The sequence below is a fragment of the Desulfomonile tiedjei genome (assembly GCA_016212925.1).
Taxonomy (GTDB): Bacteria; Desulfobacterota; Desulfomonilia; order Desulfomonilales; family Desulfomonilaceae; genus JACRDF01.
Window position 1 is genome coordinate 1 of sequence record JACRDF010000004.1, and the last position, 20,591, is coordinate 20,591.

17 protein-coding genes are annotated in these 20,591 nt (G+C 53.6%); 13 read left to right on the forward strand and 4 right to left on the reverse strand.

Features of this window, described 5'->3' with window-relative positions:
* Positions 1-251: 251 nt before the first annotated feature.
* Positions 252-788 carry an HPP family protein gene (locus HY913_02360; protein ID MBI4962095.1) on the reverse strand — a complete coding sequence of 179 codons (537 nt, stop codon included), beginning with the start codon at positions 786-788 and terminating at the stop codon, positions 252-254.
* Positions 785-1,396, reverse strand: coding sequence for a CBS domain-containing protein (locus HY913_02365; protein ID MBI4962096.1), 612 nt, complete (start codon positions 1,394-1,396; stop codon positions 785-787). Before HY913_02365 ends, HY913_02360 begins: the two co-directional genes overlap by 4 nt.
* Positions 1,397-2,086: 690 nt before the next feature.
* On the opposite strand from HY913_02365, the gene HY913_02370 reads away from it, so the two are divergent.
* A complete protein-coding gene (locus HY913_02370; GenBank protein ID MBI4962097.1) occupies positions 2,087-2,755 on the forward strand; it encodes an MBL fold metallo-hydrolase in 669 nt (222 codons plus the stop codon).
* Between the two features lie 48 nt (positions 2,756-2,803).
* On the opposite strand, the gene HY913_02375 is transcribed toward HY913_02370, so the two are convergent.
* Positions 2,804-3,952 (reverse strand): acyl-CoA dehydrogenase family protein, encoded by a 1,149-nt coding sequence (locus tag HY913_02375; protein ID MBI4962098.1) that lies wholly within the window; start codon positions 3,950-3,952, stop codon positions 2,804-2,806.
* Between the two features lie 186 nt (positions 3,953-4,138).
* Between HY913_02375 and HY913_02380 the strand changes: the two genes are divergently transcribed.
* From HY913_02380 to HY913_02415, 8 genes are all read left to right on the forward strand, one after another.
* Positions 4,139-4,744, forward strand: a complete 606-nt coding sequence (locus HY913_02380; protein ID MBI4962099.1) for a TetR/AcrR family transcriptional regulator — start codon at positions 4,139-4,141, stop codon at positions 4,742-4,744.
* Positions 4,745-4,806: 62 nt separating this feature from the next.
* Positions 4,807-5,979: a thiolase family protein gene (locus HY913_02385; protein ID MBI4962100.1), complete on the forward strand. Its 1,173-nt coding sequence runs from the start codon at positions 4,807-4,809 to the stop codon at positions 5,977-5,979.
* A 163-nt stretch (positions 5,980-6,142) separates the two neighbouring features.
* On the forward strand, positions 6,143-6,937 hold the full coding sequence (locus HY913_02390) for an ABC transporter ATP-binding protein (protein MBI4962101.1): 795 nt from the start codon (positions 6,143-6,145) through the stop codon (positions 6,935-6,937).
* Positions 6,938-6,952: 15 nt separating this feature from the next.
* Positions 6,953-7,711, forward strand: a complete 759-nt coding sequence (locus HY913_02395; protein ID MBI4962102.1) for an ABC transporter ATP-binding protein — start codon at positions 6,953-6,955, stop codon at positions 7,709-7,711.
* 24 nt (positions 7,712-7,735) lie between these two features.
* On the forward strand, positions 7,736-9,532 hold the full coding sequence (locus HY913_02400) for an AMP-binding protein (GenBank protein MBI4962103.1): 1,797 nt from the start codon (positions 7,736-7,738) through the stop codon (positions 9,530-9,532).
* A 95-nt stretch (positions 9,533-9,627) separates the two neighbouring features.
* Positions 9,628-10,518, forward strand: a complete 891-nt coding sequence (locus tag HY913_02405; GenBank protein ID MBI4962104.1) for a branched-chain amino acid ABC transporter permease — start codon at positions 9,628-9,630, stop codon at positions 10,516-10,518.
* Between the two features lie 17 nt (positions 10,519-10,535).
* Complete coding sequence (locus tag HY913_02410) at positions 10,536-11,582, forward strand: branched-chain amino acid ABC transporter permease (GenBank protein MBI4962105.1); 1,047 nt, start codon at positions 10,536-10,538, stop codon at positions 11,580-11,582.
* An 81-nt stretch (positions 11,583-11,663) separates the two neighbouring features.
* Positions 11,664-12,869 (forward strand): ABC transporter substrate-binding protein, encoded by a 1,206-nt coding sequence (locus HY913_02415; protein MBI4962106.1) that lies wholly within the window; start codon positions 11,664-11,666, stop codon positions 12,867-12,869.
* Positions 12,870-13,055: 186 nt separating this feature from the next.
* Here the strand turns inward: HY913_02415 and HY913_02420 are convergent, their stop codons facing one another.
* Positions 13,056-15,194, reverse strand: coding sequence for a DUF4347 domain-containing protein (locus tag HY913_02420; protein ID MBI4962107.1), 2,139 nt, complete (start codon positions 15,192-15,194; stop codon positions 13,056-13,058).
* 1,175 nt (positions 15,195-16,369) lie between these two features.
* Here HY913_02420 and HY913_02425 point away from each other — a divergent pair.
* The 4 genes from HY913_02425 to HY913_02440 all read left to right on the forward strand — a co-directional run bounded on the left by HY913_02425 (position 16,370) and on the right by HY913_02440 (position 20,119).
* Positions 16,370-16,621 (forward strand): hypothetical protein, encoded by a 252-nt coding sequence (locus HY913_02425; protein ID MBI4962108.1) that lies wholly within the window; start codon positions 16,370-16,372, stop codon positions 16,619-16,621.
* 377 nt (positions 16,622-16,998) lie between these two features.
* Positions 16,999-18,543 (forward strand): HAMP domain-containing protein, encoded by a 1,545-nt coding sequence (locus tag HY913_02430; GenBank protein MBI4962109.1) that lies wholly within the window; start codon positions 16,999-17,001, stop codon positions 18,541-18,543.
* A gap of 20 nt (positions 18,544-18,563) precedes the next feature.
* Positions 18,564-19,271: a response regulator gene (locus tag HY913_02435; GenBank protein ID MBI4962110.1), complete on the forward strand. Its 708-nt coding sequence runs from the start codon at positions 18,564-18,566 to the stop codon at positions 19,269-19,271.
* Positions 19,272-19,585: 314 nt separating this feature from the next.
* The gene (locus HY913_02440) at positions 19,586-20,119 is read left to right on the forward strand and encodes a periplasmic heavy metal sensor (protein ID MBI4962111.1); all 534 of its coding nucleotides are present in this window, start codon (positions 19,586-19,588) and stop codon (positions 20,117-20,119) included.
* The last annotated feature ends 472 nt before the right edge of the window (positions 20,120-20,591 follow it).

The window sequence follows — 20,591 nt, forward strand, 5'->3', positions numbered from 1 at the left end:
AAACTGTTGCTTGCATGAAGATCAATCGCCGCATACACTTCCATTGGGCGCCTCCTTTGGTTAATGGCAAGTCGGGGATATCACACCCCCCGACTCAGAGGCGCCTTTTTATGATTATCAGGTCTGCTCTTGGCTCATGTTCGGGCTCATCCGGCAATCGAGGGCTAGAGATGAGTCAAGAGCAGGCCTGACCCTTAAACGCGTTCCAAGCTTGCTTGGGAATCCGTATTAAGGGATACCCAACCGGGCGGCTAGAGCCAGAATTCGGGGTACCTTCTGGCTTTCGGTAGGTTGTTGAACACCAAGGCCACAATTAGAAGTATCACTGCGCCGGCGGTTGCGGGCATCAGGGCGTAAAGAAAGCCAAGTGCATGCACTTTTTCTCCGCCTATAACAGCTATCAGAGCAGTGGCTCCCCCAGGGGGATGGAGGGTTTTGGTCGCGTGCATGACAGCTATTGCGGTGGCTACTGCGGCAGCGGCTCCTATCACGGGCTGTGTGGGGAAAATGTCAAATGCAGCCACTCCGATCAGCCCTGACAGAAAGTGTCCGCCCACAAGATTTCTGGGCTGAGCCAGCGGGCTCTTGGTTGCGCCGTAAACAAGCACGGCCGACGCTCCAAAAGAGCCGGTCATGAACACCAAATCGGTTCCGTCGAACATGAAGGCCTGCACAAGGGCCACACATGCAATCCCGATGAACGCGCCGAGCCAGGACAAGCCTATCTCGGCTAGACTAACAGCCGGTGGACTTTTGGTGGTCCCTTTCATCTTCGCGAAATAGTTCATACGCCCTCCGGGAAAAAAGACGATCGCAGCACATCCGCTCGTGACACTATCCCGATCATGATACCGTCAGCGTCCACCACAGGCACTCGGTTGACCTTCTTTTCCGATAGGAGAGCGGAAACTTCCAGGATCGGAGTTTCCGACGGGACCGTAACCGCGGGAGATGTCATTATGTCTCGCGCGAATTTTGCACGGTAAGGAGCCGCTAGGCAGCCTTTGCCCACCAGACACTGCGCGACCACTGCCATCAACGTGTCGGCTTCCCCCCTGCCCATTGCGGCAAGAAAGTCTTTCTCGGAAACTACTCCCACTACACGGCGGGCATCATCCACGACCGGGAGTCCGGAGATCTTCCGGACCGCCATGAGTTCCGCCACCTCCTTCAGCGGCGTATCTTGCCGCACAGACACCACGTCCCGGGTCATAACGTCCGCTGCTTTAACCGAACGAGTGAGCCTAGTGACGGCATGTCGGTAGGCCTTGATGTAAACCTCTTTGAAATCGCCGGGGGTTATGTCCAGGTAGCCTGAGATGTCCCGCATGGCGTCCAAAATGTCGTCATCCGAAATGTCTACGGGAATGCACGCTTCAATTGTTGCGTCAGACATTGCTCACCTCGAGCCTATCCTTGTGGATGTCACGTTTCCAGGACCTCAACATTCGGTTTTCTTACCCCTAATTCACTTTTAAACTACCTGCATTGACTTAAGTCAACTTCTTCTTCTCTATCTCAGCAACCGGTCAGTTTCGCGTGGTGAGGTGGGGCTTCAGCTGGACCATGTAGGCCCGGCAAGAGGCCTGTCCTACGTTTACAATAGTCGCCTAAATTTCTGTTCGATTTGTTTCTCGAAACCGTGTGCGACCATACGTCTCAGGTGAAAAGGGAGGCCTCGGCCGCTTGTACGGCGCGGACCCCCGAGTCCGCCCTTGTCTTGGTATCTCGTTGGGCCGAGGGCAGGCACGGGGAAACTGTCTCAGAATTGCTGATCAGAGGATTTCTTGTGTAGGGGCGCTTCGAGAAGCGCCCTGGTTTCGGGCGGTTCACGAACCGCCCCTACGCGCGCCATCCCAGAATCCTCGATTCTGAGACGGTCTCCGGGGGCCTGCCCTTACCAAGACTAGCCGCATTCGGACAAAAATTTTGTCACTCGGTTTCCTGCCCAGTCCGATAGGATGTCGTTAGCGGAGCGAACCGCAACGATCGGGAAAACACCGCATCCTACGCGGGCAATTTTCACTGATTGATCTTCTAACCGAGCTTTGTGTGGTATGCTTTCACATGACTACAGGAGGGCGAAGTGAGCGAAAAAATCGCGGACAATCTGTGGCAAGTTGGCGGCGGCGGACTGACCGATCCGGGCGATGCAGCTATCTATCTCATACGCTTTGGTGACAAGGCAGCCCTTGTCGATGCCGGATGCGGACCAGGGCATTCCCGATTGAAAAGGCACATTGAGGAATGCTTACACCCAAATGGACAACTAGAATATCTTTTGCTGACCCATTGCCACTTTGATCATACCGGCGGGGCCGAAGCCGTAAGAAGGGATTTTGACTGCCGTATCGTTGCCCATGAATTGGACGCGGTTTACCTTGAGTCCGGTGACAGCGAAGTTACCGCTGCATCATGGTACGGAGCGCGGCTAAAACCGCTCGCTATTGACATCAAGTTACGAGGTGAGGAATCCACTCTCGCGATCGGGAATGGAACAATAACAGCCCTGCATTGGCCCGGCCATTCCCCGGGCTCGGTGGTGTACACTACACATATTGGCGGCCGGCTTGTGCTTTTCGGGCAAGATGTTCACGGTCCAATCCTTCCGGCACTGCTATCTGACGAGAAACAGTATCAGGCCTCTTTGAAAAAGCTCGCAGCCTTGGATGCGGACCTTCTTCTGGAAGGGCATTACGGCGTTTTCCGGACAAAGAACGAAGTGCGTGAGTTCATTCAGTCCTTTATCAAATAGGGCATGGTCGTTTCAGTCACTGCGAATATGGTCACCCAATCGGGGCGCTCACGTCCTTCCCAGGATTTCTCTGGCAATGGTGATCTTCTCTATTTCTTTGGTGCCCTCGTATATTTCCACAATTTTTGCGTCCCTGTAAAACCGCTCCACATCGTATTCGTCCATATATCCGTATCCACCGTGGAGTTGAAGAGCTTCGTCAGTCACTCGCACAGCGGTTTCCCCGGCCACGAGCTTCGCTATTGAAACAATCTTGCGATCGATCCGGCCATGGTCGATAAGCCAGGCGGCTTTGTGGTAAAGCGAACGAGCGCTCTCTATTCTCGCGGCCATGTCTGCAACTTTGAACTGAAGGCCTTGAAACGAAGCCAGAGGCCCTCCAAACTGGGTCCTTTCCCGGATATATGCCACGGCCTTGTCCAGAGCGCCCTGGGCTACGCCGACTCCCTGCGCGGCTGCCACTACTCGATTAATGTTGAACAGGTGCATGACCTGAGTGAAGCCCTCCCCTTCTTTTCCGCCGATCAGATTCTCCGCGGGCACCTGCACGTCGTCAAATGCGAGTTCAGCAGTGTCGGAGGCTCGAATGCCCATCTTGCCTTTAAGCTTGTTGGCAGTGAAGCCCTTTCGGCCCTTTTCAACCAACAGAAAGCTGAACCGCTCTGTCGGTTTCCGGGCTTCAGGGTTTGTGACACAGAACACCAGCAAGTTGTCAGCTATGCTGCCGTTGGAGATGAACTGCTTGGTTCCGTTGATTACGTAACCGTCCTCGGTCTTCACAGCGCGAGTCTTGACGCCGAAGATATCACTGCCGGCATTGGGTTCGGTGATCGCACAGCCCATGATGGCCCTGCCCTCTGCAATGGGAGTGAGATATTTATTCTTCTGTTCCGCAGTGCCGAACTCCCCGACAATTTCCGATCCGAAGACAGCCAACAAAATGTTGCCGACGCCCGGATCCACTCGCCAGAACTCCTCCATGACCATCGCATGCTCCAGGCATCCCAGCCCCAGTCCTCCATGCTCCGGCGCGATGAAAATACCCATAAAGCCTAGTTCGCCGGCCTTTTGCCAGACCTCTCTGGGAAATTTTTCTTCGCGGTCGCATTCTCGTGCGATCTTTGGGAACTCTTTGCGTGCGAATTTTCGTGCGGCTTCGATAATTTGAGTCTGCTCATCGGAGAGGGAGTAGTCCATCGGGCGCCTCCTTAGAATCAGGAACAGAATACAGATACTGACCGGTCAGTATTCTGGTTGCCTGTCGGGCTATTGTCAAGTGAAAACATTATGCTTTTCCAACGGAGAAATAACTTGACATGGTCGCATTCAAGGCCTACGATCGCTCATACCGACCGTTCAGTATTGACAACACCCGGACCGGCCATGAAACGAATTATCAACACCGAACAAAAGATCATTCAGGCTGCGCTCCAAATATTTGTCCGTAAGGGATATCACGGAACTTCCATCGGCGACATCACCCGGAAGGTTGGACTCACCAAAGGCGCCCTGTACTCACACTTCAGCGGAAAGGGCGAACTCCTGCTCAGGATTATTGATGAATACAAGTCTCGATTTATCGGTGGAATGATCGAAGAGCTGGAGCGCTGTTCAGGCAATGCCCTGGATCGTATTCATCGTGTTTTCAGCTTCAATTCGAGATTCGCGCTGGAAAATCAGGATCTGTGCGTGTTCTTGACCTTTCTCACCACTGAGCTGAACGCGGACGTGGATTTCGAACCCGCGCTCAAAAGCGTATATGTGGAATACAGGAAGGTCATAAGCGAGGTTGTCAGGCAGGGAATACGTCAGGGAATTTTCAAGAAGGAGCTTGACCCTGAAATCGCGGCGCTGACCTTTATTGCTCTGCATGACGGCGCGCTCCATCAATGGGTGCTCAACAGAAACAGTCTGGACGGAGAATTATACGTTCGGACGTATCGCGAGATCTTCTTGCACGGGCTTGTGAAACGTGAGCTTCCGGCGTGAGACATGTGGCAGCCCGTGGTCCGATCAGGCGAGGAAATCATGTTTAGTGAGGTCAACAGACCATGAATGAAGTGGTCCTGGCAAGTGCGGTGAGAACCGCGCAGGGCGCTTTCGGGGGCACGCTGAAAAGTGTGCCTGTGACCGAGTTGGCCCGGTTGGTGATTGAAGAGGTGGCAAAGAGGATAGGCGACCCCTCGATCATAGAGAAAGTCATCTTCGGGAATTGTTTTTCGCCATTGGAACAAAATGTGGCCCGTGTTTCGGCTTATCAGGCCGGCATTCCCGAGAGCGTTCCCGGGTTCAGCATCAACGGTGCGTGCGGCTCTTCCATGCAGGCGGTGATCAGCGCGGCGCAGGCCGTGCAATGTGGGGAAGCGGAGGTTGTGCTGGCAGGCGGGGTTGAAAGCATGAGCAATGCCCCGTACATAATGGAATCCGCTCGATGGGGTCAGCGCATCCGGCACTTACAGGCTTACGACCTGCTTTGGAAAGGCATGCAGGAGTACCCCATCGGTGTGGGGATGGGCTTGACCGCGGAAAATCTGGCAGAAAAGTACGGGATAACTCGCGAGGAACAGGATGCTTTCGCGGTCCGGAGCCACCAGAGAGCGGCACGGGCCATTCAAGAAGGGAAATTCAGGGCGGAGATCCTTCCGGTGCCGGTGGGACGACCCAAGAAGGAGCCGCTGATTTTCGATACCGATGAACACGTCAGGCCCGATGTGACTGTAGATCAGCTTGCAAAACTGCCGGCCGTGTTCAAGAAAGACGGCACCGTTACAGCGGGCAACGCATGCGGGATGAACGACGCCGCAGCCGCTGTAATTGTTACCAGCCTGAAAAAAGCGCGGGACTTGGGATTGGATCCGCTGATGCGGATCAGAGGCTACCAGGTGGCGGGCGTCGATCCCAACATCATGGGCATCGGCCCGGTGCCGGCCATACGTGGGGCCCTCGGTCGCGCGGGCCTCGGGCTTGGCGACATGGATCGTTTTGAAATCAACGAGGCCTTTGCAGCGCAATATCTGGCGTGCGAACGGGAACTAGGCCTGGATGGTTCCAAAGTCAATGTTTACGGCAGTGGAATAGCCCTGGGCCATCCTGTCGGCGCTACCGGCTGCCGGCTCCTGGTAACCCTATTCCACGGCATGGTTGCCGACAACCTCCAGCTGGGTGTAGCTTCGCTATGTGCGGGTGGAGGCATGGGTTTCGCCGTGGTTTTGGAGCGCGTGTAGCCGAGGACTCAATCGCTTGGAGCGCTCTGTTCGTCGGACCGAACCCCAAATCCCGGTTCAGGTCTTTGTGACTGCTTTGCATCCGTAGGGCGGCCCGTGGCCGCCGAATCAACTGGGAGTTACGATAGGACACTCCTCTTCCCGCAAAACGGGAGCCGTTTCCGTGCTCAAGGTAAAGAATATCCAGGTGGTCTACAACAATGTGATCATGGTTCTGAAAGGGATCTCCCTGGAGGTCCCCGAGGGAAAGGCCGTGGCCCTTCTCGGAGCCAACGCGGCGGGCAAGACCACTACTCTCAAGGCTATAAGCGGGATAGTAAGGTTTCAGAATGGTGAATTGGAAGAAGGGGACATCGAGTTTATGGGCCGATCCATCACCGACAAAGACCCGGACTCAGTAGTACGGATGGGCATCAGTTTGGTCCCGGAGGGCAGGCGGGTATTCGACGACCTGAGCGTGATGGAGAATCTCCGGATCGGAGCACACACACGCCGGGACCGGGATGCGGTGAAACAAGATCTGGAAATGGTTATGGACTATTTCCCTCAGCTTCGCCGCCGCCACACCCAGCAGGCGCTTTTGCTGAGCGGAGGGGAGCAGCAGATGCTGGCGATCGGCCGAGCTTTGATGGCTCGCCCCAAATTGCTCATGCTCGATGAGCCCTCGTTAGGCCTCGCTCCGATGCTGGTCAAGGAGATCTTTGAAATACTCCGCCGCATCAACAAGGAACAGGGCACTTCAATCCTGCTGGTCGAACAGAATGCGCATGCAGCGCTGAACTTCGCCCAGTACGGGTACATCATGGAGAATGGAAAGATAGTCCTGGACGGACCAACGGAACGCCTCCTCGAAAATGAGGACGTAAAGGAATTCTACCTGGGCGTAACTGAAAGTCTTGAAAGAAAGAGCTATTCCGATGTGAAGCATTACAAACGGCGCAAACGTTGGTTGTCCTGACGGACCGCGGTAATCATGGAACTATTGGAAATCAAAGGGCTGTCGCTCCATTTTGGCGGAATCGCCGCCCTCTCGGACCTGAAGATGTCCGTCAAAGAGGGGGAACTTCATGCGGTGATCGGTCCCAACGGAGCGGGCAAAACTTCTCTCTTTAACTGCATTAGCGGCGTATACCGTCCCACATTGGGTGAAATACTCCTTCGCGGAGAACGGATCTCCCATCTGCGTCCGCACGAAATCGCGGAACGAGGAATCGCCCGAACGTTTCAAAATATTGAACTGTTCAGCAACATGAGCGTAATAGATAATCTGTTGCTGGGGTGCCACACTCACATGACTTCCGGTCCTCTGTCCTGCGCAGTCTTCTTCGGGAAAGCGGCCAAGCAAGAAGAGGAGAAGAGGTTGCATGTGGAAGAAATTATAGACTTTCTTGAAATCGAGAAAGTCCGCAAGAAGATGGTGGGGACCCTACCTTACGGGATTCAGAAGAGGGTCGAGATCGGTCGAGCCCTGGCCATGAAACCCAAGGTTCTCCTTCTGGACGAGCCGGTCGCGGGAATGAACATCGAGGAAACGGAAGACATAGCTCGCTTCATACTAGACATCAAAGAAGAGAAGGAAGTTACCGTTATCATGGTGGAACACGATATGGGCGTAGTCATGGACATTGCGGACACGGTGACTGTGCTGGATTTCGGTTCCAAGATTGGCGAAGGAACTCCCTCACAGGTGCAATCCAATCCCGACGTGATCGCGGCATATCTGGGAGCATAGCGCAGGAGTCCGAAAGGCTTGATCATGGACGCTGACACTTTGCCCAAACTTTTCGCCCGAAACAGGAAACTCTATTCCGGCCGGGTCGCGCTCAGGGAAAAGGACCTAGGGATCTGGCAACGCACCACCTGGGAAGAATATTGGGACCACGTGTGCTTCTTCGCCCTTGGTCTTAAGCAACTCGGTCTGAAACGAGGCGACAAGCTGTCCATTCTGGGGGACAACTGCCGGGAATGGCTGTACGCTGACCTGGCGACACAGTGCTCGTCCGCAATATGCATAGGTATATACCCAACCGACGTGTCATCGCAGGTCCGATACATTTTGAGCAACTCAGAGTCCAGCTTCGTTGTGGCAAAAGATCAGGAACAGGTGGACAAAATTCTGGAAGTCAAGGGCAGCCTGCCCGAACTCAAGAAGATCATAGTCGTGGATATGAAGGGTTTGCGCCGGTACAAGGACCCCTTGATCATCAGCTTCAGGGAAGTCGAGGCTCTGGGCCAAAGCCTTCACAAGGAAAAGCCTCATTTGTTCGAGGAGATGGTAGACGGCACCAGGGCAGAGGATGTGGCCATTATTGTCTACACATCGGGCACCACGGGACAGCCCAAAGGCGCCATGATCAGCCACAAGAACATTATGGGAATGATAAGCGGCCTTGCACAGGTCCTGACTTTCCGGCCCTCGGACTCCTTTGTGTCGGTCCTGCCCCTTTGCCATGTTGCTGAGCGCATGTTTTCGCTTATTTTTCCTATGTGGGCGGGCTGCACGGTGAATTTTGCCGAGAGCGTCGCCACACTCCAGGAGGACCTGGGTGAGATTTCTCCCACCGCGTTTCTGAGCGTGCCGCGCATCTGGGAGAAAATGCATTCCACTCTCATGATACGGATGCAGGATTCGGTATTCTTCAAGCGCTGGGTCTTCAAGGCCATGCTCCCTATCGGGATGCGGGTGGCTGAATTAAAACTGCAAAAAAAACCCGTACCCATACACTGGAAAATGCTTTACGGGCTGGCGTACCTGCTTCTGTTCAGGCCGTTGAGGAATCACCTGGGCCTTCTTGAAGCCCACATATTCGTCAGTGGGGCAGCGCCGCTTTCGCCGGATCTGATGAAATTCTATCACGCCATAGGAATTCCGGTCCGTGAGGCGTACGGCATGACGGAATCAACCGGGATCTCATTTATGCCAAGGAACGGCGAAATAAAAAGCGGTGGAGTAGGTAAACCCATACCGGGTGTGGAGTTCAAGATAGCGGATGACGGGGAAATTCTGTTGCGGGGCGATCCGGTCTTTGAGGGCTATTACGGAAACCCGGCGGCCACACGGGACGCCGTCGTTGACGGTTGGCTCCATACCGGCGACGTTGGCGAGGTGGACGGGGACGGAGACCTGAGGATAACGGACCGGAAGAAGGACATAATTATCACTGCCGGGGGTAAGAACATCGCTCCGTCGGAGCTGGAGAACAGGATCAAGTTCAGCCCGTACATCAAAGAGGCTATTGTGATAGGCGACCGTCGCAAGTATCTGACATGCCTCATCCAGATCGAACTGGAGAACGTCGAACACTGGGCCCAAATCAATCGAATCGCCTACACAAACTATAAGAGCCTCGCTACTCATCCGGAGGTACGGGAACTGATTCAGGCCGAGGTGGACACGGCCAATAGCAACTTTGCGCGGGTGGAGACCATAAAGAAATTCACCATCCTCGACAAGGAGCTGGATCAGGATGATGAAGAATTGACAGCTACCATGAAAGTGAAACGAGCCATCATAGAAAAGAAGTTCAAGGACCTCATCGAGTCAATGTACTAGCGGAGCCCTGTGCCTTACTTGCGCGGGTTCCGGTGGGTAACCGTTCCGAGAACCGCCGGAGATTACCGGCTCATGTGTGAAGGGAGTTGAAACAATTGACTGAAGGGGTGCTTTACTTCTTTCAACTTGTCATTTCGGGCCTCGCTGTAGGGAGCTTATATGCGCTGGCGGCTCTTGGTTTCGTTCTGATTTACAAGGCCACGGATATCCTCAACTTCGCGCATGGCGAGGCCATGTTGATCGGTGCGTTGGTCTGCTATGTGCTCATAATGTCGGGGGTCCCCTTCTTGTGGGCGCTTTTGATCACGTCAGGAATTGCCATGATCATGGGCTTGATCACCGAGCGCCTTGTGCTAAGGCCCATGCTCGGTGAACCCCAATTTGCAGTGGTTATGGTAACCATAGGACTTTCCATCTTCTTGCGCAGCCTTGCGGGAATTATCTTCGGGCACGACAACAAGGTCTTTCCCGCCCCGTTTGCTCAAGGCGCCTTGAGCTTCAAAGGTCTGGTCTTGTCCCATACTCACCTCTGGGCCATGGCCATATCGGTATTAATGGTTATCCTGTTTTTTCTCTTTTTCAAGTATTCACGGCTGGGCCTTTCCATGCGCGGGGTGGCAAACGATCAAGATACGGCCATGTTGATGGGCATCAGCGTCAAACAGGTGTTTGCCCTGACTTGGGGGCTGTCCTTTGCCATCGCGGCAGTTGCGGGGGTTTTTCTGGCCAGCGTGATGGTCCTGAATATCGCTCTGAGCCTGGTAGCCATCAAAGCATTTCCCGCTGTAATTCTGGGCGGGCTGGAGAGTATCCCCGGCGCAATCATCGGAGGATTGGTGATAGGGATCCTGGAGACATTGGCAGGTGGTTATTTGGACCAGACCTTCCCGGGTATCAAAGACCTCACGGCTTTCGTGGTCCTCTTCCTGGTGCTCATGATAAGACCCTACGGCTTATTCGGCAAGGAGGAACTGGAGCGAGTGTAGGCGACGCGGAAGGAACTATGAGAAGCAAGACGTTCAGAGAGTCCTATAGAGAGGACATGAAAATCTTCCAGACCATCTGGGTGAAGGTCTGGCTGGTTTTGTTCGTGGCCGGTCTTCTTTCCGTACCGTTTTGGGCCGATCCTTATATCGTATATATGGCCAACATCTCCGGGATAGCCATCATTGCAGCCATGGGATTGAATATTCTCACAGGGCTGACGGGACAGATCTCGTTGGGTCACGCGGCATTCGTGGCCCTGGGAGCCTATACTTCCGCAATTCTAGCCACAAAGCTGAACCTGCCCTTCTATATCACTATTCCGAGTGGAGGAGTTGTTGCCGCGTTTTTCGGCACTCTACTGGGGATACCCTGCCTTCGTCTGAAAGGGCTGTACCTGGCTATGGCCACCATGTCGTTCGGAGTAGTAGTCGAATATGCCGTGACCCACTGGGAGTCGCTGACAATGGGGGTACGCGGGATCTCAGTCCCGGCTCCCACTATTTTTGGCGCTACTCTAGGAGATCCGTCTCAACTGTTCTATGTCACCATCTTTTTCGTGGCTCTGCTGACCATGGCTGCCAAGAATATAGTCAGGACGAGAGTGGGCCGGGCGTTTGTGGCGATCCGAGATCGAGATGTGGCAGCCGGCGTGATCGGCGTTAATTTGACCAAATACAAGGTAATGGCCTTCGCCATAAGCGCATTTTACGGGGGAGTGGCCGGCGGCCTGTATTCTTATTCCACAGGATATCTGCACCCCGAGAATTTCACGCTTCTGCTCTCCATAGAATACATTGCCATGATTATCGTGGGCGGCCTCGGTTCGATTCTGGGGTCCATTTTCGGAGCGGTGTTCCTCACCATTATGCCGGATGTTATCAAGGGGATAGCGGAGTCCATGGGGCAAAAGATAGTGTTCCTTCAAGGTCGATACGACGCGGAGTGGAACATAGCCGCGTTCGGTCTTCTCATAATGGTCTTTTTGATCGCCGAACCTACGGGTCTCAACGGTATATGGCAGCGTATTAAGACCAGCTTCAAGAACTGGCCCTTCACGTACTGAAACTTGCCCCACAATGACTTGGCTTAGACACAGCGGTTTCGTAGTGAATAATCAATTAATCTTCAAGGAGGGAAAGAAAGAATGACCCGCAACAGAAGTTGGATGCTGATGACATGCCTGGTGATGTGTCTCGCATTGTTGACTGCCACCAATGCCTTTCCTGATGACCGCGGCGTCACCAAGGACACGATCCAGATAGGCATGATCCTTGTGAAAACCGGGCCGGTAGCGGCCCTTGGACTCCCGAACGGATGGGGGATTCAGGACGCTTTCAACGAGATCAACGCAGCCGGAGGGATTAACGGGCGAAAGATCAATTTCATTTGGGAAGATGACCAGTTCAAGACCCCTCTCGCTATCTCTGCGTTTAATAAGCTGATTTTCAGGGACAAGGTGCTTTCGATTGTCACCGGAGGAGGGACGCCCCAGACCATCGCACTCTTCGATTTGATTGAAAAACACCAGGTGGTGAACATACCCAATGCCTTGGCGGATGAGATGTTCACGCCCCACAGGCCTTACGTCTTCCTCTTGGGCGCGACATACGAAACTCAGATCGACCTTATGTTTGACTACATCATGAATGACCTGAAGGCCAAGAACCCGAAGATTGCAGTGGTTTATGCGGAGACCGAGTTCGGCAAAAAAGGCCTGGAAGCTGCCCGCAAGCGTGCCGCTCAGTACGGCTTGAAGCTGGTTTCCGAACTGGTGCTTAACATTGGCTCGGTGGACGCTAGTTCGGAGGTATTATCGCTGAAAAAGGACAACGTGGATTACGTCATAACCTGCAATCTGGTACCGCCTCTCATCACATTTCTCAAAGCTGCTGAAAAGCATGATTACTGGCCTACGACTTTCGGCATAAACTGGTCCAGCGACGACATGGTGGTGAAGGCTTGCAAGGCGGCGGCCAAGAATTACATCGGCGTCAATTGCGTAGGTGGCTGGGAGGATGACACTCCCGGCATGAAACGGGTGCGGGAACTGGCCAAGAAGAACGACCGCGACCCCGCCAAGATGCTGACCTCGCTTTACACCATGGGCGTAGGAGTAGGCACTGTGTACGCCGAAGGGATGAAGCGTGCGGGCAAGGACCTGACCCCGGAATCTTTCAAGAAGGGACTGGAAACCCTGAAGGATTTCGACACCGGCGGGATCGTTCCGCCTGTGACCTTTACCGCAACCAGCCACGCACCGACCAAGGTTTCCCGTCTCTATCGAGCGGACCCGGAGAAAGGCGTGATGGTGCCGATAACCGATTGGAGGACCCCCAAAGAGTTGAAATAGCAGCTTCCACTCATGTTTTTACGAGCGGCGTTTGGCCGTCCTGATTTCTGCCACTTTATGGCCCGCGTTTTCTCCCAGCACGAGAAAGCGCGGGCCATGTCCTCACCAACTGCATATAGCAAGTGTCAAAAATAGTGTCTGATTACGAAAACGCCTCTCGGAAATTGGCAGTTGCCGGCCCGGCTGTTAGTATGCAAACGTACTGAAGTTGACTGCAACAACCCCTCGGTCCGCGGCTACCCCGGCATAATAAAGTTGCCAACCTTGTTCATTGGTGATCGGCGTTCGATGCCCCCAGTTGCTACTGGCATCGTCTACGACAAAGGCGTACACCACACTCTGGGCAAACTGCTGCGCCTGAGTGTCGGTCCATCCCGACCAATCGTAGCTTCCGATTTCGTTGGTACCCTGGTCCAACTGATAGTTCCCGTTCAGGTCATAAAACTGTATGAAGAGGTCTTCGCCGACTTGACCGGTGCTCCAGCCCTGCCATCCGATTTGTGTTCCTCGCTGCTCGAGAGTCTGCCATCCTGACGGAAAGGCCGTGGAATTGTGGGCCCAAACATGGCTGTTCAGGATGTCTAGCAAGTGTTGCTCAGCCATATAGTCAACCGCAGAATTAAATATCAAGGCCGGCTGAGCCGCGGGCACGCCCCACGGGCCGGACACCGGATTCGACCTATACTGATTCATGTAATACATGACCCAGTATTCAATCCTGTCATTGACATTGTAAGTGTAAGTCTCTCCGAAACCTGAAACCGAATTCCAACTGGTGCCATCATAGTACTCCCATGAACTTGTGGAATAGTAATAGGCCCAGTAATGAGGCGGCACAGCTCCAGTGTTGTCCTGATAGTATACTATTCCGCTGCCTATATAAGCCTGGTGACCGGAATAAGACCCAACCCCGGATGGGACGGTGAACCACGTTTCCACAGCAGCGTAGTGATTGCCATCGCCATACGGCGCATTCCCAAGGTCGTTCGTCGTAACCCAAGCCGCAGTGTTATAGTATCGCCATGCCCCGGAATCCCTGTGGTCCCAAGCGACCTTGTAATCCTTGGTGTAGTACAGCCCGCCTGCATAGTCGTAACCGTCGTACCCCCCCTGGCCAAGATGGAACCACGTGTTCTGGGGATATGCCTCGAAACCCGTGACAGGCCTCCATACACTGCCGTCCCAATGGGACCACGAACCGGTGGAATCATAGTGGGCCCACTGGTGCACCGGCGACGATCCCGTATCGTCCTGATAGTACTCCACTCCCGCACCTATATAGGCCTGGTGACCGGAATAAGACCCAACCCCGGATGGTATGGTGAACCACGCATTAACGTCGGCGTAGTGATTACCATCGCCATACGGCGCACTCCCAAGGTCGTCCGTCGTAACCCAAGCCGCAGTGTTATAGTATCTCCATGCCCCGGAATCCCTATGGTCCCAAGCGACCTTGTAATCCTTGGTGTAGTAGACTCCTTGGCTGTAGTTATAGATGTCCCATCCTTGAAACAAGCCGGTCCCGTGGAACCACGCGTCTCTAGGTTCGCCCGGCTGACCGCCAAGTTCAAGGTTCAATCCACCCAGCGTCTGAGGGTCGAGAATGCCCGTCATCCGGACTGTTGAGTCGGACGAGTACTCAAGGACCCAATTGCGTCCCACACCCCCGGTCGTATCACTACTGGCAAACACGTCCGCACCGGTAGCCAGGGCTATGTTGCTCACCAAGGCTTGTCCCACTCCGCTTTCCGCAGTATCACACGAATAGAACTGCAACTGAGCATCTACCGTCAAGTCTGTGGCCAGGGCCTGAAAGAAAACCTGATAGGCCCAGAAGTTCGCCCTCGTAACATGATCCTGACCGATGTCTATGTTGCCGTCCGAGCCGTGAGTGATGACGGCAAGCACGTCTATTTTTTGGCCCGTTTCATTCACCAGGCTGTCAAGCCTTGCCTTGACTGAGACCAAGCCGTCTTGAGCGGAATCGAAAACGATGACATGGGCGTTTTCTTTCACGGCATCCGTAATACCCTGTACGTCTCCCACAGCGTTGGAGACGAGGACCACGTTGAGGTCCTGACTGAACAGGTGGTCAAACTTGGTAGGAAGCGTTGGAGGCTCAACTCCGGCGGCCGTCACTGGCGCATAGTCGGTCGAAGCCGCGGCGTTTGCAGGCGTATCCTTCAGGGTACCTGTGTCAGTCACGGGGTTCTCCTGCATCGCAGGGGTCACCGCCGCATCGAGCACGATGCGCTCTTCCAGTTGCTGGAGAAGAATATGAGGTCGGTAAGTCTTCGGTTTTGTCCAAAGATTGAAAATGCCCATGCTAATTAGTCCCCTTTTCCCGGAAAGGTATTGGCGTCAATGACGGAACGTCACCTCCGTCGACATGTTGCCCGGAACGCGGCTATTTCAACTTTAGTCCTGATTTTGCTTTATTTCGGCCTATCGCCCTCAAATTCCATTTCGAGAGCCACGCGCCAAATGTTCAAGCTGCTACATGAGGCCAGCGCAGAGTGAACCATAGCCTGAGGGAATACCGTCATCAAACCATGACGAGTATCCGAGAGAAGATAAAAAAGAAAATGACAGTCCTGGCAGAAGCAGGACAAAAGGCTGGTTTTCTGATCCGCATCCCCAATTCGTCTCCGAAAAGGGATGCCGCCTCAGATCAGGACGTTAGCTGTCCTACTTAATAATAGCGGGCTTCAGTGACAGTTGTCAAGTTAGACAGACAATGGGTCAAATCCGCTCTTGGCTGACTCATAAATCCCGGAATCAACGAGAAAAATCTCGCAGGTTCATTCCGTGTCCACCGACCTTGTAGTATCCTCAGTCTGTGGCAAAGCCAACCTGACGGGCCGGTTCCGCAACCGTGGCGGCGGTGCGCTTGACGCGGAAGTTGGGGCCCCAGTCGCGGCCGTGGTTCTTGGAGCCACATACCCACAACGCACCCTACCTCGACCAGTCTTGATCTTGTTCTTAATTAATTCCGCCTCGCAGGTCTTCGGGCACGCGGTTGCTTCCCCGATCAAATCAACCACCCCGCCGGCAAACCGGCAAATAATGTACGCATCCAGTTCCTCAGAGGGAAATCCGCTTCTGAAGACCCTCTTTTCAAAGAATCTGCAACTGGAGCAATCCCATTGGATCAGTCTTTGTTCATAACCGTCCAAGGACGTTTGCCCTAAACGCGCCCCCGAATTTGCCCTCTGCTGCTTTTCAATTAATTTCATGGCCCCCATGATGGACTCCTTCTGTCTGTAATGTACGCTGAACCTCGGCATTGGATACCGTTTATAGCGGTTTAATCGTGCCTTGCCCTCCCCGCAAGGCCGGTTGCCTGTTTTGCAATTATGAGCAAGTATGATTACTGAACCATTAGGAAGTTCCCGAGAAATTGCCGGCACCGCTTCCAAACTTGACAATGGCGTGTGTCCGGGCCGAGAACAAGTTGGACGCTCCATGCGAAACACCGAAAAGGAGAATTGCGAGAAGCCATGTCGGAGACTGAGCCTAAATCATGGAAGCGTACCGCAGTTCGGTGCTTCGCCGGGTACAGGGCAAATGAACGCCCCATCTCGTTTCTGATGCAGGACCACGAAATCGAGGTTCGCGCAATCCTCGAATCGTGGCGAGAACCGGACTACCTTTGTTTCAAAGTGGCCACGGACAACGGCCGTGTATTTGACCTCCGGCATCATGAACATGAGGATTCCTGGCAGGTGAAAGAATCCGTGCAGCGCGGGTAAAACATTGAGTGATTCTCAAAAGTTTTTTCCGAATGGAACCGTCCCGCGTTGGCGGGACACCCGCCAATCAATCGGTGATTACTTTCGAGAACTGTTATAGCTGACCAAAAGGGAGAACGGCGCACTTGACCGGGCTCATGGGGTGGGGTACGCTCAGCAAAACATGGTCTCTTTCGCTAACGTGGGACGGCGTTTGCCTTCCTTGGATCTTATGGGTGACCGTGCGGAGGACTATTGGGCCGGTGGGTAAATTCAGGAGGCGCACAGGACAGGTTTGACAGGAGTAAGCGCTTGAGCAGTTCCCCCGGCCAGGGATACGTCAATCACGAGGGCTCTTTTTCCGCCTACTTCAAAGGGAATCCGTGTAAGGAAAAGGCATGAAGCTCCAATTGTTTCACAAGATCTTTTCAGCCTTCATGATTACCATTCTGGCCGCGATAGTCGTTATGGCCTTGATCATGTACTTTTCCGCAAATTGGCGGTTCTCTGAGTATGCGATCAAAGTCGAGATGGAAACACTGGACGATCTGGTGGCTGCCCTCGGCTCTCTGCATCAGGAGAAGCAATCCTGGGAGCAGTTTCGAGAGAACCCGGAACTGTGGCCTCGATTCATTTCGTTCTATTTACCTGAAATCCCCGGGCATCCTCCGCCTCCTCCTCCACCTGGCTCCCAACTATCTGAAGGGCATCGGGAGAGAGGTTTTTCGTCCGGAGACCCACCAGCGCGTCCGGAAGAGAGTCCGGACAACGGTTACCGCCACGAATTCGGTGGAAAGGGAGCATTGCGGACAGGGCCAACTGGCCCGCCTCCCTATCCGCCCAGGAGAGAATGGATTGGGCCACGTCTTGCTCTCTTCGATGAGAACAAAAAACTCGTTGCGGGGCTTCCCGGGTTACCTGTCCGAGGTTACGTGCTTCGCCCGATCAATATCAGTGGAAACGATATAGGCTGGCTCGGACTAATGCCCTTGAGACATGGTTCACATCCATTGGAGCTAGCATTTGTCCAGGAACAAACCAGGGCTATCTTGTTGGCCGGATTTTGTGTCTTTGCTCTGGCGGGCTTAATCTCCTTTTTCCTGTCCAGGCATTTCCTGTCTCCGATCAAGAAGTTGACAGAAGCTGCAAAAGAACTTAGCTCCCTGCACTTCGGCACTCAAATTGACGTGCGAACCAGCGATGAGTTGGGCGAATTAGCAAACGCTTTCAATTCCATGGCGCAAGCTTTGGAAAAGAACGAAACACTTCGGAAGCAATGGACCTCTGATGTGGCTCATGAATTGAGAACACCCCTTGCCATACTTCGGGGGGAAATAGAGGCAATGCAGGACGGCGTGCGAGAAATCAACGGCGAGAGGCTCGGTTCACTCCATGATGAGACAAACCGAATCGGCAAACTCGTGGACGATCTCCATGTGCTTTTTGTAGCGGACTCCGAGAATCTTGTACAGAAAAAGCATCCGGTGAAGCCGCTGGACATTCTTCGAGAGGTCATCGGTTCATTTGAGACGCGGCTAACGCAAGCCGGTATTCAACTCGAGGACCATTCGATCGAGGACCAAAGCGCCGTAATTATGGGAGACGAAGATCGCTTGGGACAGCTATTCGCAAATCTGATCGAGAATACTATTCGATACACCGATTCTCCGGGGGTTTTGCGCATCAGTCATTATTGTTCGCTCCAAAAACTCACTCTGGTTTTTGAAGATTCCCCACCGGGCGTCCCTCCTGAGGCTCTAGAGCGCGTTTTTGACAGACTGTATCGTGTGGATAAATCAAGGAGTCGGGCTCTAGGAGGTAGCGGCCTTGGCCTCTCAATATGCAAGGAAATCGTGATCGGGCATGGTGGTGCGATTCGTGCCTCACATTCATCTTTGGGAGGATGCCTAATTTCGATCGAGTTTCCGCTTATGAGGGCATGAATCGCTAATTGAGGTACGCTATGGCCGGGAAAAATGTGTTGGTTGTAGAGGATGAATCCAAGATTGCCGCGTTGCTGCGGGACTATCTCGTCTCTGCCGGCTTCCTTGTAACGATTGTTGAGCGAGGAGATTTGGCCATTGCGGAAGTGCGGAAGAACACGCCGGCACTGGTGCTCCTGGATATCATGTTGCCCGGTATGGACGGAATGGACGTATGTCGAGAAATCAGGAAATTCTCTACCATTCCTATTATCATGCTCACAGCGCGTGTCGAAGAAATTGACCGGATTGTCGGCCTTGAATTGGGCGCAGATGACTATGTGTGTAAACCGTTCAGCCCCCGGGAAATAGTTGCTCGTGTAAAAGCAGTGCTCAGGCGGAGCCAACTTCAGCCCGTAGAATTACAGCTCAAAGTAGGATTAATCTCGATGGACTGCGCCACGCGTGAGGTCACGGTCAGAGGAAAGCCTGTGAGCCTGACCCCGAACGAGTTCGCCCTTCTCAAGGCACTAATGGCGCGTCCAAATCGCGTGTTCACTCGAGGAGAACTTCTGAATCTTGTTCAAGGTTACAGTGCCGACGGATATGAACGAACTATCGATTCGCACATCAAGAATTTGCGCAAGAAAATGGCCGAAAACTTTGCCGAACAAGAAGTCATAAGCACAGTACACGGGGTTGGGTACAAACTCGGTGTTGTTACGGTGACCTCCGACGAAGATGGCTGATGAAGCTTCGTAGGGCGTGGTGATCCCGCGTTCTGCGCGGGGGAACCGCATCTGTCGAGAAAAGCGGGCTGCCGCGACGCGGAGGGATCAAGAACTCCATCGATGCGGTTCGCCCGCTTCACAGCGGGCTCACCACATCCTACCGCGCTGCCTCATTGTAACTATCTTATCTACTCCACAATCTTAACACAGCTCCTCCATATTTTCTCCACATCAGGCTTCTACACTTACCCTAGACGAACAGAGTCCAGGCGTTGGCAAGGCATTGGAGTCTGCCGGCCTGGAATCTATCACTACAACAGGAGGAGAATTCGATGAAAAAGACAGCTATCGTTTTGGTTATCGGAGTATTGGCAATCGCATCAGCGACTTGCTTTCATGCTCTTGCTGCGCCTCAGGGACCGCCGCCGGGGCCGCCTCCGCATGGAGGGGGATTCTTTGGTGGACCTCCGGGACCACCCCCGGGGCCACCTCCGCATGGAGGGGGATTCTTTGGTCTGTTGGACGGTCCACCCGATCTGATGGAAAAACTCAAGTTAACAGATGACCAGCTGAAACAGATGCGACTCGCGTATGTTGATTCTCAGGACAAGACCAGAAAAGCCCGAAACGCTTTAATGGGGTTGCACGATGAGAAAAAAACCATGCTGATTTCCGGCAAAATAGACCAGGCCAAGCTTGCGAAGTTGGATGAAGAGACTACGAAGCTCGCTTCGGAGGTCATGGCTGAGGAACTCAAAATGAAAAGAGAGCAACTCTCAAAACTTACGCCGGAACAGGTCAATCTTTTGGCGGATTTCCTGGCTACAAAGAAAATGGGCCATGGACCGAAGATGATGAGCAGATAATCCTTTCCTTTCCACGGTGGAGCGCTCCGCAAACGCTTATTTGCGGTTTTTCTCTGCGCTCCACCATGTCGAGAAAGAAGTTCCTGTGTCCAAAAATGTTCTTCTTTGCCGAAACGTAGGTTTCGGAGAAACACGCTGAAACAGTGGCTACAGCCTCCAGGCCACGTAATGATCCATTTGGGGGGAACCTGTGAAAGTTTCCGATCGAAAGAGAGAGCAAATATTGGATCTGATTGCTGAAGGTGAGGACCTTAACCTCCAGGACCTGGAGGCCTTGTACCGATGGATACATGATTCATATGAGGCACTGGGATTCGATCCCGTTCAACAACGACGTTTCGATGAATACTGCCGTTCGTCCTGTGATTCCAATTCCGCGAGGGTTTATGTGGGGGTATGGATTCTTAGATTGGCCCTAGAGGAGGCTCTATCGTGCAGCAATGGTTGCCGGAACCACCTCCATCGAGCTAGA

Bases quoted from the DNA above. Each gene is read 5' to 3' on its own strand.
- HY913_02365 (MBI4962096.1), bottom strand. From the start codon at position 1,396: ATGTCTGACGCAACAATTGAAGCGTGCATTCCCGTAGACATTTCGGAT.
- HY913_02360 (MBI4962095.1), bottom strand. From the start codon at position 788: ATGAACTATTTCGCGAAGATGAAAGGGACCACCAAAAGTCCACCGGCT.
- HY913_02415 (MBI4962106.1), top strand. From the start codon at position 11,664: ATGACCCGCAACAGAAGTTGGATGCTGATGACATGCCTGGTGATGTGT.
- HY913_02380 (MBI4962099.1), top strand. From the start codon at position 4,139: ATGAAACGAATTATCAACACCGAACAAAAGATCATTCAGGCTGCGCTC.
- HY913_02420 (MBI4962107.1), bottom strand. From the start codon at position 15,194: ATGGGCATTTTCAATCTTTGGACAAAACCGAAGACTTACCGACCTCAT.
- HY913_02440 (MBI4962111.1), top strand. From the start codon at position 19,586: ATGAAAAAGACAGCTATCGTTTTGGTTATCGGAGTATTGGCAATCGCA.
- HY913_02425 (MBI4962108.1), top strand. From the start codon at position 16,370: ATGTCGGAGACTGAGCCTAAATCATGGAAGCGTACCGCAGTTCGGTGC.
- HY913_02410 (MBI4962105.1), top strand. From the start codon at position 10,536: ATGAGAAGCAAGACGTTCAGAGAGTCCTATAGAGAGGACATGAAAATC.
- HY913_02400 (MBI4962103.1), top strand. From the start codon at position 7,736: ATGGACGCTGACACTTTGCCCAAACTTTTCGCCCGAAACAGGAAACTC.
- HY913_02385 (MBI4962100.1), top strand. From the start codon at position 4,807: ATGAATGAAGTGGTCCTGGCAAGTGCGGTGAGAACCGCGCAGGGCGCT.
- HY913_02395 (MBI4962102.1), top strand. From the start codon at position 6,953: ATGGAACTATTGGAAATCAAAGGGCTGTCGCTCCATTTTGGCGGAATC.
- HY913_02375 (MBI4962098.1), bottom strand. From the start codon at position 3,952: ATGGACTACTCCCTCTCCGATGAGCAGACTCAAATTATCGAAGCCGCA.
- HY913_02435 (MBI4962110.1), top strand. From the start codon at position 18,564: ATGGCCGGGAAAAATGTGTTGGTTGTAGAGGATGAATCCAAGATTGCC.
- HY913_02430 (MBI4962109.1), top strand. From the start codon at position 16,999: ATGAAGCTCCAATTGTTTCACAAGATCTTTTCAGCCTTCATGATTACC.